The organism is Neoroseomonas alkaliterrae, assembly GCF_014199195.1.
Taxonomy (GTDB): Bacteria; Pseudomonadota; Alphaproteobacteria; order Acetobacterales; family Acetobacteraceae; genus Neoroseomonas; species Neoroseomonas alkaliterrae.
In genome coordinates this window covers 13,019-27,942 of the sequence record NZ_JACIJE010000009.1, presented here as the reverse complement: position 1 = coordinate 27,942, position 14,924 = coordinate 13,019, and the positions used below count along the sequence as shown (strand labels likewise).

The 14,924-nt window shown below is 71.8% G+C and carries 13 protein-coding genes and 1 tRNA gene; 7 read left to right on the top strand and 7 right to left on the bottom strand.

The window, feature by feature from the left end; translation table 11 throughout:
* Positions 1 to 34: 34 nt before the first annotated feature.
* From FHS88_RS15310 to FHS88_RS15300, 3 genes are all read left to right on the top strand, one after another.
* On the top strand, positions 35 to 1,384 hold the full coding sequence (locus tag FHS88_RS15310) for a ferredoxin reductase family protein (RefSeq protein WP_184486342.1): 1,350 nt from the start codon (positions 35 to 37) through the stop codon (positions 1,382 to 1,384).
* Between the two features lie 83 nt (positions 1,385 to 1,467).
* On the top strand, positions 1,468 to 3,174 hold the full coding sequence (locus FHS88_RS15305; RefSeq protein ID WP_184486341.1) for an N-acyl-D-amino-acid deacylase family protein: 1,707 nt from the start codon (positions 1,468 to 1,470) through the stop codon (positions 3,172 to 3,174).
* Between the two features lie 15 nt (positions 3,175 to 3,189).
* A complete protein-coding gene (locus FHS88_RS15300; protein WP_184486340.1) occupies positions 3,190 to 4,461 on the top strand; it encodes an FAD-dependent oxidoreductase in 1,272 nt (423 codons plus the stop codon).
* On the opposite strand, the gene FHS88_RS15295 is transcribed toward FHS88_RS15300, so the two are convergent.
* Complete coding sequence (locus tag FHS88_RS15295; RefSeq protein WP_184486339.1) at positions 4,458 to 5,387, bottom strand: 3-hydroxyacyl-CoA dehydrogenase NAD-binding domain-containing protein; 930 nt, start codon at positions 5,385 to 5,387, stop codon at positions 4,458 to 4,460. The genes FHS88_RS15300 and FHS88_RS15295 overlap by 4 nt on opposite strands.
* A 106-nt stretch (positions 5,388 to 5,493) precedes the next feature.
* On the opposite strand from FHS88_RS15295, the gene FHS88_RS15290 reads away from it, so the two are divergent.
* Genes FHS88_RS15290 through FHS88_RS15280 form a run of 3 tightly spaced genes read left to right on the top strand, consistent with a single transcriptional unit; the run spans position 5,494 to position 8,079 of the window.
* The gene (locus FHS88_RS15290; RefSeq protein ID WP_184486338.1) at positions 5,494 to 6,336 is read left to right on the top strand and encodes a serine hydrolase; all 843 of its coding nucleotides are present in this window, start codon (positions 5,494 to 5,496) and stop codon (positions 6,334 to 6,336) included.
* A gap of 1 nt (position 6,337) precedes the next feature.
* Complete coding sequence (locus FHS88_RS15285) at positions 6,338 to 7,213, top strand: hypothetical protein (protein ID WP_184486337.1); 876 nt, start codon at positions 6,338 to 6,340, stop codon at positions 7,211 to 7,213.
* On the top strand, positions 7,210 to 8,079 hold the full coding sequence (locus FHS88_RS15280; protein WP_184486336.1) for an HpcH/HpaI aldolase/citrate lyase family protein: 870 nt from the start codon (positions 7,210 to 7,212) through the stop codon (positions 8,077 to 8,079). Before FHS88_RS15285 ends, FHS88_RS15280 begins: the two co-directional genes overlap by 4 nt.
* A gap of 561 nt (positions 8,080 to 8,640) precedes the next feature.
* Here FHS88_RS15280 and FHS88_RS15275 read toward each other — a convergent pair.
* From FHS88_RS15275 to gatB, 4 genes are all read right to left on the bottom strand, one after another.
* A tRNA-Ser gene (locus FHS88_RS15275) sits at positions 8,641 to 8,733 on the bottom strand.
* A gap of 89 nt (positions 8,734 to 8,822) precedes the next feature.
* Positions 8,823 to 9,467 carry a glutathione S-transferase family protein gene (locus FHS88_RS15270; protein WP_184486335.1) on the bottom strand — a complete coding sequence of 215 codons (645 nt, stop codon included), beginning with the start codon at positions 9,465 to 9,467 and terminating at the stop codon, positions 8,823 to 8,825.
* Positions 9,468 to 9,536: 69 nt separating this feature from the next.
* Positions 9,537 to 10,637 carry an AI-2E family transporter gene (locus FHS88_RS15265; RefSeq protein WP_184486334.1) on the bottom strand — a complete coding sequence of 367 codons (1,101 nt, stop codon included), beginning with the start codon at positions 10,635 to 10,637 and terminating at the stop codon, positions 9,537 to 9,539.
* 63 nt (positions 10,638 to 10,700) lie between these two features.
* On the bottom strand, positions 10,701 to 12,152 hold the full coding sequence (gene gatB, locus FHS88_RS15260; RefSeq protein ID WP_184486333.1) for an Asp-tRNA(Asn)/Glu-tRNA(Gln) amidotransferase subunit GatB: 1,452 nt from the start codon (positions 12,150 to 12,152) through the stop codon (positions 10,701 to 10,703).
* A 248-nt stretch (positions 12,153 to 12,400) separates the two neighbouring features.
* On the opposite strand from gatB, the gene FHS88_RS15255 reads away from it, so the two are divergent.
* The gene (locus tag FHS88_RS15255; protein ID WP_184486332.1) at positions 12,401 to 13,000 is read left to right on the top strand and encodes a PEP-CTERM sorting domain-containing protein; all 600 of its coding nucleotides are present in this window, start codon (positions 12,401 to 12,403) and stop codon (positions 12,998 to 13,000) included.
* 127 nt (positions 13,001 to 13,127) lie between these two features.
* Here the strand turns inward: FHS88_RS15255 and gatA are convergent, their stop codons facing one another.
* Both gatA and gatC read right to left on the bottom strand, forming a co-directional pair.
* Positions 13,128 to 14,621, bottom strand: coding sequence for an Asp-tRNA(Asn)/Glu-tRNA(Gln) amidotransferase subunit GatA (gatA, locus tag FHS88_RS15250; RefSeq protein ID WP_184486331.1), 1,494 nt, complete (start codon positions 14,619 to 14,621; stop codon positions 13,128 to 13,130).
* Entirely contained in the window at positions 14,621 to 14,917 is a 297-nt protein-coding gene (gene gatC / locus FHS88_RS15245; protein ID WP_184486330.1) for an Asp-tRNA(Asn)/Glu-tRNA(Gln) amidotransferase subunit GatC, read from the bottom strand. Before gatC ends, gatA begins: the two co-directional genes overlap by 1 nt.
* Between the last annotated feature and the right edge of the window lie 7 nt (positions 14,918 to 14,924).

The window sequence follows — 14,924 nt, the reverse complement described above, 5'->3', positions numbered from 1 at the left end:
CGCCCGCCGGGATGGATGCCGGGAGGTCCGCCGCATGACGGCACCGCAGCTCATCGCCGCCTATGTCGCCCTGGTCCTGCTGCCGGTCGCGCTGGGCTGGCTGCTGGTCGGGCCCGCGCGGCCCTGGCAGGACGAGCTCGCCACGGTGCTCGCGCTCGCCGGATTCGCGGCGCTGCTGCTGGAGTTCCTGCTCTCGGGGCGGTTCCGGCTGATCAGCGGGCGCATCGGCATAGACCGGACCATGCGCTGGCATCAGGCCTTCGCACGGGTGCTCACCCTCGCCCTGCTGGTCCACCCCTTCCTCTACGACTACCCGGCCTATCGCAGGACCGGCTCGCTGCCGGCGGGCACGCTGTCGCCGGCCGACCCGGCGCGGGCGGCGGTCCTCGGCCTCGACGGCTGGTCGGCGACGACGGGCTGGGTGGCCTGGATGATGCTGCTCTGCCTGACGGGCCTCGCCATGTTCCGCCGGCACACCCCCTACACCTACGAGGGCTGGCGAGTGATGCACGGGCTCACCGCGGTCGCCGTGGCCCTGACCGGGCTGCACCATGCGCTGGCCGCGGGGCGCTACAGCGGCGCTGGCCCGCTTGCCGCCTATTGGGCGGTGCTGGTGGGCCTCGCGCTGTTCACCCTCGTCGAGGTGTACGTCCTGCGGCCGCGCCGGCTCGCCCGGCAGCCGTGGCGCATCGCCGCGGTGACGCCTGCCGCCGAGCGGAGCTGGGAGGTGACGCTGACGCCCGAGGGCCATGCCGGGCTCGGCTTCCAGGCCGGGCAGTTCGCCTGGGTGCGCCTCGACTGCTCGCCGCGCTCGGTGCGGGAGCACCCCTTCTCCATCGCCTCGGCGCCCGGCGAGCCCGGAGGCCGGCTGCGTTTCCTGATCAAGGAGGCCGGCGACTTCACCCGCGGCATCGGCCGGCTTCCCGTGGGCGCGCCGGCCTATGTGGATGGGCCGCATGGCGTGCTGGTCACGGAGGGCTGGCAGGGCCCCGGCATCGCCTTCATCGCCGGCGGGATCGGCATCGCCCCGATCCTGTCCATGCTCCGCACCGCGCGGGCGGCGGGCGAGCGGCGGCCGATGCTGCTCCTCTACGGCAACCGGCATGAAGGCCAGATCATCGCGCGCGAGGAACTCGGCGCCATGGCCGGGGCCATGCCGCTCGAGGTCGTGCATGTGCTGGGCGAGCCGCCCGCCGGCTTCGACGGCGCGACCGGCGTGCTGGACAGGAACCTCGTGCGCGAGCGCTGCGCGGGGGCGGCGCGGGATGGCTGGCTCTTCGTCCTCTGCGGCCCGCCGGGGATGCTGCGCGAGGTGCGGGCCGGACTGGGCGCGCTCGGCGTCCCGGCCGCGCGCATCCGGGAGGAGCGCTTCGTCTACGACTGAACGCCCGGCAGGGGCCCGCCCGGTTCCCCTGCGCCGGCCGCTGCTCTAGGCTGCGCCGCGTCCGGGAAAGGGAAATCAAGACCATGGCCGATCTGGTGATCCGCGGCGGAACGGTGGTGGACGGCACGGGAGCCGCACCCGTCGAGGCCGATGTCGCCATCGAGGGCGGGCGCATCACGGAAATCGGGCGCGTCGCGGCGCGCGGGCGGGAGGAGATCGACGCCCGCGGCCGCATCGTCTCGCCCGGCTTCGTGGACATCCATACCCATTACGACGGGCAGGCGGTGTGGGATTCCCATCTCGCGCCCTCGGCCTGGCATGGCGTGACAACGGCGGTGATGGGCAATTGCGGCGTCGGCTTCGCGCCCTGCCGCGCGGCGGACCGCGAGAAGCTCATCGAACTGATGGAAGGCGTGGAGGACATCCCCGGCCCCATCCTGCACGAAGGCCTCGACTGGCGCTGGGAGACCTTCCCCGAATACCTCGACGCGCTGGATGCGAAGCCGCGCGACATCGACATCTGCACGCTCCTGCCCCATGGCGCGCTGCGCGTGCATGTGATGGGCAGCCGCGGCCTGGCGCTCGAGAACGCGAACCAGGCCGACATCGCGCGGATGCGCGAGATCACGGCGGAGGCGGTGCGCGCCGGCGCCTTCGGCGTCTCGACCTCCCGCACCATCAGCCACCGGACGCTGAAGGGCGACCCGACCCCGACCCTGCGCGCGCAGGAGGAGGAGCTGCGCGGCCTCGCCGAAGGGCTGCGCGATGCGGGCGGCGGCCTGCTCGAACTGGTCAGCGACTGGAACACGCCCGATCCGGCCACCGAGTTCGGCATGGTCCGCCGCGTCGTGGAGGCCACCGGCCAGCGCGTGCTGTTCTCGCTGACCGCCCGGCACGACCGCACCGAGGCATGGAAGGAATTGCTCGCCATGTCGGACGCGGCCGCCGCCGAGGGGCTGCCCATCCGTCCCGTCTTCCCGCCGCGGCCGATCGGCATCCTGCTCGGGCTCAATGGCAGCCAGAACCCGTTCTCGGGCTGCCCGTCCTACAAGGCCATCGCCCATCTGCCCGCCGCGCAGCGGGCGGCGGCGATGCGCGAGCCGGCCCTGCGCGCGCGCATCCTCTCCGAGGACCGCGTGAGCGGCTCGACCTTCCCGCTCATCACGCGCCTGTCCTTCGAGCGCATGTTCCCCTTCGGCGACCCGCCCGACTACGCGCCGCCGCGCGAGGCCTCCATCGCCGCCATCGCCGCGCGCGAGGGGCGCCGCGCCGAGGAGGTCGCCTACGACATCCTCACCGCCCATGACGGCCAGGACTTCATCTTCGCGCCGCTGACCAACTTCCACGACTACACGCTCTCGGCGAGCGCCGAATGCCTGCGGCACCCGAACGCCATCGCCGGGCTGTCGGACGGCGGGGCGCATGTCGGCTTCATCTCCGACGGCTCCTTCCCCACCTTCCTGCTCGCCTACTGGGCGCGCGACGCGAAGGAACAGGTCTTCGCCCTGCCCGAGATCGTCCGGCGGCTGACCTCCGACACCGCCCGCGCGGCGGGGCTTGCCGATCGCGGCGTGCTGAGGCCCGGCATGAAGGCCGATGTGAATGTCTTCGACATGGCGGCGCTCGGCCTCGATGCGCCGCGCATGGTCAACGACCTGCCGGCCGGCGGGCGGCGGCTGCTGCAGCGCGCGCGCGGCTATGTCGCAACCGTGGTCGCGGGCCAGGTCACCTATCGCGACGGCGAGGCGACCGGCGCGCTGCCCGGGCGCCTCGTGCGCAAGGCGGCCTGACGGCGCGACTCAAGGGTGCTGCCGCCGAGCCTCTACGCCGAGACCGCGGCACCGGCCGCACCGACGCCGCCGCTCGAGGGCGAGCATCGCGCCGATGTCTGCATCGTCGGCGGCGGCTTCACCGGCCTGTCCGCGGCGTTGCATCTCGCCGAGGCGGGCGCGTCGGTGCTGCTGCTCGAAGCCCATGAGCCGGGCTGGGGCGCCTCGGGCCGCAATGGCGGCCAGGTGAATCCGGGCCTCAAGCCCGACCCGGACGAGGTGGAGCGCGATTTCGGCCCCGACCTCGGCGGGCGGATGCTCGCGCTGTCCTACGGCGCGCCGGATGCGCTTTTTGCGCTGGTGCGGCGCCACCAGATCGCCTGCGAGGCGCGGCAGGAAGGCACCATCCGCGCCGCCATCGACGCGCGCAGCGCGGCCGCCGCGCGCCGCAGCGCCGAGCAATCCGCGCGCCGCGGCTGGCCGGTGCGCTATGCCTCCGCGGAAGAGGTCGCGGCCATGACCGGCACCGCGCGCTATGCCGGGGCCATGGTGGATGCGCGCGGCGGCGACGTGCATCCGCTCTCCTTCGCGCGCGGCCTCGCCCGCGCCGCGCTGGCGCAGGGCGCGCGCATCCATGGCGGAAGCCCGGCGCAGCGCATCGCGCGCGAGGCCGCGGGATGGCGCGTCACGACCCCGGGCGGTGCGGTGCGCGCGACGCATATCGTCCTCGCCACCAATGGCTATACGGACGACCTCTGGCCCGGGCTGCGGCGCAGCGTGGTGCCGGTGTTCAGCTCCATCGCGGCGAGCGCGCCGCTGGCCGATGAGGTGGCGCGCGCGATCATGCCGCGGCGCGCCTCGCTCTACGAGGCCGGGCGCATCACCGTCTACTACCGGATGGACCGTGCGAACCGGCTGCTGATCGGCGGTCGCGGCCCGCAGCGGCCGATCGGCGACACCGGCCCGATCCGCTATCTCACCGATTATGCGGCACGCCTCTGGCCCGCCCTCGCCGGCGTGCGCTGGACGCATGGCTGGAACGGGCAGCTCGCCATGACGCCCGACCACTATCCGCATCTGCACGAGCCCGCGCCGGGCGTCATCGCCGCGCTGGGCTACAATGGCCGCGGCGTGGCCATGGCGACGGCGATGGGCGGGCAGATCGCGCGGCGTCTGCTCGGCACGCCGGCCGAGGCGCTCGACATGCCCGTCACCTCGATCCGGCCGATCCCCCTCCACGGCTTCTGGCGCCTCGCCGTGACGGCAAAGCTGTGGGAGGGGCGGATCCGCGACCGGCTCGGCCTCTAGCCCCCGCCGCGCGCTTCCAGCAGCCGCACCAGGGCGGCGTCCCGGCGGCGCGCGAGCTCGGCGGTGCTGGCCCCGCCCGTCGCCTCGGCCACGCCCTCGGCCAGCATCGCCTGCACGCGCTCGTCCACGCGCGGGTTGCCGAGGTCGTCCCACCACGACGTCACGGCGGGCATCAGGTGGTGCAGGAAATGCGCGATGCCCCCTTCCCCGCCGGCGAGGTGGAAGGTGGTGTGCGGGCCCATCAGCGCCCAGCGCAGGCCCGGGCCCTCGCTGATCGCGGCGTCCACATCGGCGACGCTGGCGACACCTTCGGCCACGAGATGCACCGCCTCCCGCCACAGCGCCGCCTGGAGCCGGTTCGCGAGATGACCCGGGACCTCCTTGCGGATCTCGATCGGGTGCTTGCCGATGGCGCGGTAGAACGCCATCGCGGCACGGACCGCTTCAGGGCTCGCCTTCGCGCCGCCCACCACCTCCACCAGCGGGATCAGGTGCGGCGGGTTGAAGGGATGGCCGATCACCACGCGCTCGGGATGGCCACATTGCGCCGAGATCTGCGAGGCGAGCAGGCCGGAGGTGGAGGAGGCGATCACCACATCCGGCGGCAGGGCGGCATCGAGTTGCGCGAGCAGGGCCTGCTTGATCGGCAGGCGTTCGGGCGCGCTCTCCTGCACGAAGTCGGCGCCCGCGACGGCGGCGGCCGGATCCTCGGCGAAGGACCACGCCTCGGGATCGGCATCCGGCCTGCCGCCGAGCCGCATCAGGACCGGCCACGCGCCTTCGATCATCCGGCGCATCAGCGCGGGCGCCTCCGGCGACGGATCCCAGGCGCGGACCTTGAGGCCGCGGCTGAGGAAGAAGGCCGCCCAGGACGCCCCGATGGTTCCAGCGCCGATCACCGCGACCTGCCCGATCTCCGTCCGCATGCATTCCCCCTTGGCGTTCCAAAGTCCAGGATACCGCGCGCGGCCCGCCCTGGCCACGCGCGGCAGGCGGGTCTAGCGTGCGGCGCGAGCGGGAAGGAGGAGCGCCATGCAGGATCTCGTCGCGCGGCTGAACGCCATCTGCAACCCGCAGCCCTTCGACACGACCTGGTATGTGAAGGATCTCGCGACGGGCTGGGAGGCGGATCGCGGCGGCGACGTGGTGGTGCCCTCGGCCAGCACGCGCAAGACCTCGATCCTGATGCACGCGCTGTCGAAGGTGCATGAAGGGAAACTGCGCCTCGACGAACCCTGCACCATCGAGAAGCACCTGCAGGAAGGCGTGGACAGCGGCACCTACCAGTTCATGACGCCGGGCTGCGTCATCCCTCTGCGCGACGCCTTGGTGAACATGATCATCACCAGCGACAATGTCTGCACGCAGATCGTGCTGGAACGGCTGGACCGCGATGAGCTCAACGCCTGGTGCCGGCGCATCGGCATGACCGGCACCACGCATCGCGTGAATTTTCCGCCCCCCGGCCTGCCCTGGGACCACCCGATCGAGGCCGTGGCGAGCACCACGGCGCGCGACCAGGGCGTGCTGCTGGACCGCATGGTGAAGGGCGCCGCCGACGCGGCGGAAGCCGCGGCCCTCGGCGCGACACCGGAACTGTGCGGCCTCGCGCTCGACATCCTCTCCTGGCAGCGGCTGCGCAACCTGATCCCGTCCCTGCTGCCGGCCAAGGCCAAGGTCGCCAACAAGACTGGCCGAGGGCCGCGCGGGCGCATGGATGCCGGCATCGTCTACAGGAACGACAGGCCGCGCTTCATCATCAGCGTCTTCACCGACAAGGTGCCCGACACGCTGCCGGACGGGCTGCCCGGCTACACCGCAGCCTATGCCACCGCCGGGCGACTGGCCCGCGCCTGCTGGGACGTGATGGACTGACATGACGACGGATGCCGAATTCGAGGCCGCGATCGCGGCCCTGCAGCACTGGGTGGGCCGCGAGCGCATCGTGGAGGACGAGATCGGCCTCTCCTCCGCCCGCCGTATCGCGGGCATGCTGGATATGGACCCGGCATCGCTGAAGCAGGGCGACGCATTGCCGCCGCACTGGTTCACCATGTTCTTCCCCGACATCGCGAGGCAGTCCGACATCGGGCCGGATGGCCACCCGGAAAAGGGCGTGTTCTTGCCGCCCATCCCGCTGCCGCGGCGCATGGGCGCGGGGCGGCGCGTGACGATCAGCGGTGCGCTGCGCATCGGCGAGCCGGCGATCAAGCGCGCCATCGTCGCGCAGGTGGCGCCGAAGATCGGCCGCACGGGGCGCATGGCCGTGCTGACGATGCGCCATGTGATCGAGACGCGCGGCGAGGTGATCGCCGTGGACGAGTTCGACGCGCTCTACCGCGAGGCCCCGCCGCCCGGGCAGGCGAGCGCCGTCTCGCCGCCGCAGCCTGCTCCGGCCAACGGCATCTATGCCGACCGGGTGCTGCTCTCCTCGGCGCTCGTGTTCCGCTACTCGGCGGTGACCTGGAACGCGCACCGCATCCATTACGACGCGGATTATGCGCGGCAGGAGGAAGGCTATCCGGCCGCGGTCCAGAATGGCGGGCTGACGATGCAGCTCGTCCTCGATGCCGCGCTGAAGCGCGCGCCGGGGCGCCTGACGGGATTCACGGCGCGTCTGACGCGGCCGCTCTGGGTGGGCGACACGGTCACGCTGTGCGGCGCGGCACCCTCCGGTGGCCGCATGGCCTGCTGGGCGGCGGACAAGGACGGGCATCTCTGCGCGGCGATGGAACTGGAGTTCGCGGCATGACCCGCGCATCGCCCGCGAGCTGGCGGTCCCTGATGTTCGTCCCCGTGACGGGCGAGAGGTTCGTCGCCAAGGCGCGTACGCGCGGCGCGGATGTGATCATCCTCGACCTCGAGGATTCCATCGCGCCGGCGGAGAAGCAGGCGGCGCGCGACGCGCTGCCGCGCGCCGCGGCAACCGTCGGCCAGGCGGGGGCGGAGGTGGCGGTGCGCATCAACCGCCCGCTTGACCTCGCCGTGCCCGACATCGCGGCGGCAGTGATGCCCGCTGTGGGCACGCTGATGCTGCCCAAGGTGATGGGGCCCGAGCATGTGCGCCTGCTCTCGGAGGTCGTTGCGGCGCGCGAAGCGGCCCAGGGCATGGCAATCGGGCACACGCGCTTCATAGCCGTGGTCGAGACGCCGGAGGCGCTGCCGCTGCTGCCCGCCATAGCCACCGCCGATCCCCGCGTGGTCGCGCTCGGCATCGGTGCGGAGGATCTCTCGACCGAGATGGAAGCGGTTCCGGGCGCGGACCTCCTCTACCATTTCGGCATGATGGTGGTGGCCGCGGCGCGGGCCGCGCGCATCCAGCCCATGGGTTCGGTCGGGCCCTTCGCGGATTTCTCCGACCTCGAGGCGTATCGTCTGTCGTTGCGGCGTTCGCGGGCGCTGGGCTTCGCATGCCAGGCTTGCATCCATCCCGCGCAGGTGCCGGTGATCAACGAGGAATACGGCCCCTCCCCCGCCGAGGTGGAGCGCGCGCGACGCCTGATCGCGGCCTTCGAGGCGGCGCTCGCCGAAGGACGCGGCGCGGTGGCCTTCGAGGGCCAGATGATCGACCTGCCGGTGGTCGAGCGCGCGCGAAGGCTCCTCGCACGGGCGCGCTGAGACGGCTGCTGGCAGGCCGCCGGCGAGGAAGGCGCCGGGCCTTGCATCCCGTGGCCGTCCCCTGGCTGGTGATCGGGGCGACGCGCTACGGGCCATACCGCGCCGGATCCCCCGGATGGCCGCTTGGGAGGTTCCAGCGCATGCCTCGGGCCGCGTCGGCCGCCGCGATTCTACCGGCTGCTCGTGCTAGAGGGCGCAGGAAAGAGGCTTGGATGCGATACACGCGCCTTCTGCACGCATGCTTGGCAGTTGCGGTCTGCATGGTCGCGGCGTGTTCCGGCCCGCCGCCGCGCGGCGCGCTGCCAGGGCTTCATGGCCTGCCATCGGACGAGCGCCCGCCCTGGCTGCCCGACTTGCCCGAACGGATCGAGCGCTATCCCGCGCCTCAGGGCTGGGGCGGTGACCATATGGCCGCGGCACGGGTTGGCAGTCGCGCGGTGTGAAGTCGCCAGGGGGGGGCGGCAACGGAGACTGAAGGCCGCAACCCGTGAAAACTTGAGGAAAAGCCGACCCAACCACACCAGGGCCTCGGAGGGCATGTCTGGAGGTCTATTGGGAACATGGCGGAGGGGATGGGATTCGAACCCACGAGACGGGTTGACCCCGTCTAACGGTTTAGCAAACCGCCGCCTTCGGCCACTCGGCCACCCCTCCGCAGGAGTGGAAAGTCACACGGCGTTGCAGGGCCGGGGTTCTACCGGCCGGGACGCGCAGCGTCAAACGCCACGCGCCCCGGGACGGCGTCAGGACAGAGCGACCTCCATCCCCCGCTTCGTCGCCGGCCGCGCCAGCATGGCATCGTACCAGCGGGCGACGTTCGGATAGTCGGCGAGCGTCTTGCCCTGCGTGGGCAGATGCCGCTCCGCCCGCCATGCCCAGCCCAGGATGGCGAAGTCGGCGATGGAAGGCTCTCCCTCCGTCGCCACGAACTCCCGCCCGGCAAGACGCTTGTCGAGCACGCCATAGAGCCGCAGCGTCTCCTTGCCGTAGCGCTCCAGCCCGTACTCCTTCGCCGGCCCGTCCGGGCGCATCATGAAGTGGTGCACCTGGCCCGGCATCGGCCCGAAGCCGCCCATCTGCCACATCAGCCATTCATAGACGGGCACGCGCGCGCGAAGATCGCGCGGGAGGAACCTGCCCGTCTTCTCGGCCAGGTAGAGCAGGATCGCCCCGCTCTCGAACACCGTGATCGGCGCCCCGCCGGGCCCGTCCGGATCCTTGATCGCGGGGATCCGGTTGTTGGGGCTGAAGGCGAGGAATTCCGGGTTGAACTGCTCGTCCTTCGAGATGTTCACGGGCACGACCGTGTAGGCCAGCCCCATCTCCTCCAGCGCCACGCTGATCTTGCGCCCGTTGGGCGTGTTCCAGGTCCAGAGCTCGATCGCCATGCGCAACCCTTCCATCACCGAGGTTGCCGCAGGCTTCGCATGGCCGCGCCGGCGCGTCCATTCCGCGGGTCAGGCCGGCCGGGCCTCCTTCCACGCGCGCAGCAGCCCGTGCGCCACCGCGAGCAGCGCCGGCCCGATGAACAGGCCGAGGAACCCGAAGGCGATCAGCCCGCCGAAGACGCCAAGGATGATCAACCCGAGCGGCATCGCGCTCCCGCGCTGGATCAGCAGCGGCCGCACGATGTTGTCGCTGCCCGAGACGGCGATCGCCCCCCAGGCCAGCATGAAGATCGCCCAGCCGGTCTGCCCCTCGCTGTAGAGCCAGGCCGCCGCCCCGCCCCAGGTGACCACCACCAGCGGGCCGAGAACCTGGCTGATCGAGAACACCATCGTCAGGAAGCCGAGCACCGCCGCCCCGGGCACGCCCGCCAGCGCGAGGCCGATGCCCATCAGCACCGCCTGCAGGATGCCCGTGCCGACGACGCCCCAGGCCACGCCGCGCACCGCGCCACCCGCCGCCGCCACCGCCGCGACACCCGTCGCCCCGCCCAGCCGCGCGGCGATGTCGCGCAGCTCGGTCACCATCCGGTCGCCGCTCACCCAGAACATCGAGGCGACGATAAGCGCGAGCAGCACCTGCGCCACGCTGCCCGCAGCCGCCTGCGCAAGGTCCACCACCAGCCGCGCGAGCTGCCCGCCATAGGGCGCGAGCAGCGCGCCGATATCGCCCTGCATGCCGTGGACCCAGCTCCAGAACCGTGCCGCCTGCCCGCCCAGCAGCGGCATCCCGGCCAGCCAGGAAGGCGGCGTCTCGGGCAGGTTCGCGAGCGCGGCGCGCGCGGCGCCGACCACGGCACTCACCTGGCGCACGAGATCCGGCGCCATCAGCAGCACCGGCAGCGCCACCAGCAGCACCAGAAGCAGCAGCAGCACCACCGCCGCCACGCCCCGCCTGAGCCCGGCCCGCACCAGCGCATCGCGCGCGGGCCAGGTGCCGATGGCGATGAAGGCGCCGAAGGCGATCGCCATGCCGAAGGGCGCGAGGACGCTGAGCACGCCGTAGAGCAGCAGCGCGAGCAGCATCAGCACCGCGATCTTCTCGGCAAGGCGCACCGTCTCCGCATGGGACGGGTTACCCCCCGGCCCGGGATCGCGCGATTCGTCCGGCATGACACCCCCCGTGCTGCCGGCGCGCAGCCAAGCACGCCGCCGGCCGCGGGGGGAAGGCGCGGCTCAGCCGAGCTTCTTCTTGAGCACCTCGTTGACCAGGGCCGGGTTCCCCTTGCCCTGCATGGCCTTCATGGCCTGGCCGACGAAGAAGCCGAACAGCTTCTCCTTGCCCGAGCGGTACTCGGCCACCTTGTCGGCGTTCTTCGCGAGCACCTCCTCGATCACCGCCTCGATCGCGCCGGTGTCGGTCACCTGCCTGAGGCCGCGTTCCTCGACGATCACGCCGGGCGCGCGCCCGGTCTCGGCCATCACCTCGAAGACCTCCTTGGCGAGCTTGCCCGAGAGCGTGCCGTCGGCCATGAGGTCCAGCAGCGCGCCGAGGTCGGCCGCCGAGACCGGCGGCTCGGCGATCGAGGTCTTGGTCCGGTTGATGGCGGCGAAGAGGTCGCCCATCACCCAGTTCGCCGCCTGCTTGGCGTCGCGCCCTTTGGCCACCGCCTCGAAATAGGCGGCCGTCTCCTTCTCGAGCGTCAGGACATGCGCGTCATAGGCGGGCAGGCCGTAGTCGCGCATGTAGCGGGCGCGGCGCTGGTCCGGCAGTTCCGGCAGCGCGGCCTTGAGCTGGTCCACCCAGGACTGCTCGATGACCAGCGGCGGCAGGTCCGGGTCGGGGAAGTAGCGGTAGTCGTGCGCGTCCTCCTTGGAGCGCATGGAGCGCGTCACGCCCCGCGCGGTGTCGAACAGGCGCGTCTCCTGCTCGACCGTTCCGCCCGATTCCCAGACCTCGATCTGCCTGCGCGCCTCGGCCTCCACCGCCTGCATCACGAAGCGGATGGAATTGACGTTCTTCACCTCGCAGCGCGTCCGATACCCCTCACCCGGCTTGCGGACCGAGACGTTCACGTCGGCGCGCATGGAGCCTTCCTCCATGTTGCCGTCGCAGGTGCCGAGGTAGCGCAGGATCTGCCTGAGTTTCGCGAGGTAGGCGCCGGCCTCCTCGGGCGAGCGCATGTCGGGCTCGCTCACGATCTCCATCAGCGCGACACCCGAGCGGTTCAGGTCGATGAAGGACTTGGTCGGGTGCTGGTCGTGCAGCGACTTCCCCGCATCCTGCTCAAGGTGCAGGCGCGTGATGCCGATGGTCTTGGTGGTGCCGTCCGAGAGCGCGATCTCGACCTCGCCCTCGCCGATGATCGGATGCGCGTACTGGCTGATCTGATAACCCTGCGGCAGGTCCGCGTAGAAATAGTTCTTGCGGTCGAAGCGCGACCACAGATTGACCTTCGCGTTCAGCCCGAGCCCGGTGCGCACCGCCTGCGCCACGCATTCGCGGTTGATGACGGGCAACATCCCGGGGAAGCCCGCATCCACGAAGGAGACCTGGCTGTTCGGCTCGGCGCCGAAGGCCGTCGCCGCCCCGCTGAACAGCTTGGCGTTGGATACGACCTGGGCATGGACCTCGAGCCCGATCACCAACTCCCAGGGGCCGGTGGAACCTTCGATCGTGTAGGGCATGAATGGGCGTTCCGATGGCAGCGTCAGTCGCGCTGCATATGCCGCGGCTGACCGGGTTGCGCCAGAGCGCCGCTGCCCTGCCTCCGTCCGATCGCGAGTGTCGGAAACTCTTACACCTGACGCTGGCGCGGCGCGGCGCGCGCGCGATTTTCCCGCATTTTCCGATATTTGGAGATGTGGCCCAAAAGTTGCAAAAAGGGAGCCATATCGTCCAATTTTCCTGACGATGCACACAAAAGGGGATCTCGATGCTCTCTCGCGCTCTCACCTCGCTCGCCGGGGCCGCGGCCCTCGCCGTCGCGGCCCTGCTCGCCCAGCCTGCCCAGGCGGCCGTGACCTTCTACAGCAATCTCGGCCAGTTCCAGGCGGCCACGCCGCCGACAACGCTCGAGAACTTCAGCGCGCCCCTCAACCCGGGCCTGACCATCACGGGCAGCCATGTGAACATCTCCGGCGGCGTGATGAACGACCAGATCAACGACAACGCGGCGACTTCGACGACCTTCGCCTTCACCGCCCCGATGATCGCCTTCGGCGGCAATTTCGACCTCGCCGGCCCGGGCGGCCGCGGCACCGGCATCCTGGTGACCCTCGACCTCGTCGGCGGCGGCGTGCAGGTGCTGGCGCAGCAGATCCCGTCCAGCCTCGCGGGCGGCTTCTGGGGCTTCGTCAGCACCGTCGCCTTCACCGCGGTGCGCTTCTCCGAAGGCACGCAGGCGAGCGGCGTCGAGACCTACCGGCTCGACAATCTGCGTTATGCGGCCGCCCCGGTGCCCGCCCCGGCGGCGCTCGGCCTGTTCGGCCTGGGCCTGCTGGCGCTAGGCGCCACCCGCCGCCGCGCGGCCTGACGGCCAAGGGCACCGCCCGGCCAGGGCGGATAACCCAGGGGAGGTCCGCCGGTCAGGGGGACGGCGGCCTCCCTCCCCGCCTCGGCGGCGGGGCGTGTCGGATTTCCTTACACCGCCTGCGGGGTGGTCAGCCCGGCACGCCGGCGCGGATCGCGGGCAGCGCCTTGAACCCGGCGGCACGCTCGATCGCCGCCCCCACCGCGAAGACCGTCTCCTCGTCGAAGGGCCGGCCGATCACCTGCAGCCCGAGCGGCAGCCCCTGCGGGTCCAGCCCCGCCGGCACCGCCAGCCCCGGCAGCCCGGCGAGGTTCGCGGTCACGGTGAAGACGTCGTTCAGATACATCTTGATCGGGTCGTCGGTGTTCTCGCCCTCGGCGAAGGCGGCGGAGGGCGTCGCCGGGGTGAGGATGGCGTCCACCTTCGCCCAGGCCTCGCGGAAATCGCGCGCGATCAGCGCCCGCACCTTCTGCGCCTTCAGGTAGTAGGCATCGTAGTAGCCCGCGCTCAGCACATAGGTGCCGATCATGATGCGCCGGCGCACCTCGGCGCCGAAGCCCGCCGCGCGCGTGCGCTCATAGAGGTCGCGCAGGTCGGAGCCCTTCTCCGCCACCCGCAGGCCGAAGCGCACCCCGTCATAGCGCGCGAGGTTGGACGACGCCTCGGCGGGCGCGACGATGTAGTAGGTCGGCAGCGCGTATTTCGTGTGCGGCAGGGAGATGTCCACGATCTCCGCCCCCGCCTCGCGCAGCCACTCGAGCCCCTGGCGCCACAGCCGCTCGATCTCAGGCGGCGTGCCGTCGAGCCGGTATTCCTTCGGCACGCCGATCCTGAGCCCCTTCACCGACCGTCCGCAGGCCGCCGCGAAGTCGGGCACCGGCCGGTCGGCGCTGGTCGAATCCTTCGGGTCGTGCCCCGCCATGGAGCGCAGCAGGATCGCGCAATCCTCGACCGTGCGCGCGAAGGGCCCCGCCTGGTCGAGCGAGGAGGCGAAGGCCACGATGCCGTAGCGCGAGCATCGCCCGTAGGTCGGCTTGATGCCCGCGATGCCGCAGAAGGCCGCCGGCTGGCGGATCGAGCCGCCGGTGTCCGTCCCCGTCGCGCCGAGCGCCATGCGCGCCGCCACCGCCGCCGCCGAGCCGCCGGAGGAGCCGCCCGGCACCAGCCGCGCCTCGGGGTCGTTGCGCCGGCTCCAGGGGTTCAGCACCCCGCCATAGGCCGAGGTCAGGTTCGACGAGCCCATGGCGAACTCGTCGAGATTCGCCTTGCCCAGGAACACCGCCCCGTCGCGCCTGAGGTTCGCCGTGACCGTGCTCTCATAGGGCGGGATGAAGCCGCCGAGGATCCTCGACCCGGCCGTGGTCTGCACCCCCTCGGTGCAGAAGAGGTCCTTGATGGCGAGCGGGATGCCCTCGAGCGGCCCGGCCTCGCCCCGCCGCCGCCGCGCATCCGAGGCGCGCGCGGCCTCCAGCGCCTGTTCGGGCGTGCGGGTGATGAAGGCGTTGATCCGCCCGTCGAGCGCCTCGATCGCCTCGACATGGGCGCGCGTCAGTTCCTCGGCCGAGATGGCGCCCTCGGCCAGGGCGGCGGCCGCGCCGGCGATGGTGAACTCGGTCGGGTGCATCACTCGACCACCTTCGGCACGCCGAAATACGCGCCCTCGCGGTCGGGGGCATTGGCGAGGATCTTCTCCGCGATGCCGCCATCCGTCACCAAATCCTCCCGCATCGGCATGGCCGCGATCCCCTCGGGCGTGCCGCCCGCCATGGGCTCGACGCCCTCGGTATCCACCGCCTGCAACTGCTCGATCCAGCCGAGGATGCCGTTCAGCTCGGCCTGCACGCGGGCAACCTCCTCCTCGGGCAGGCGGATGCGGGCAAGGGCGGCGACGCGCCGCACGGTGGCGGTATCGAGGGACATCGTCAGG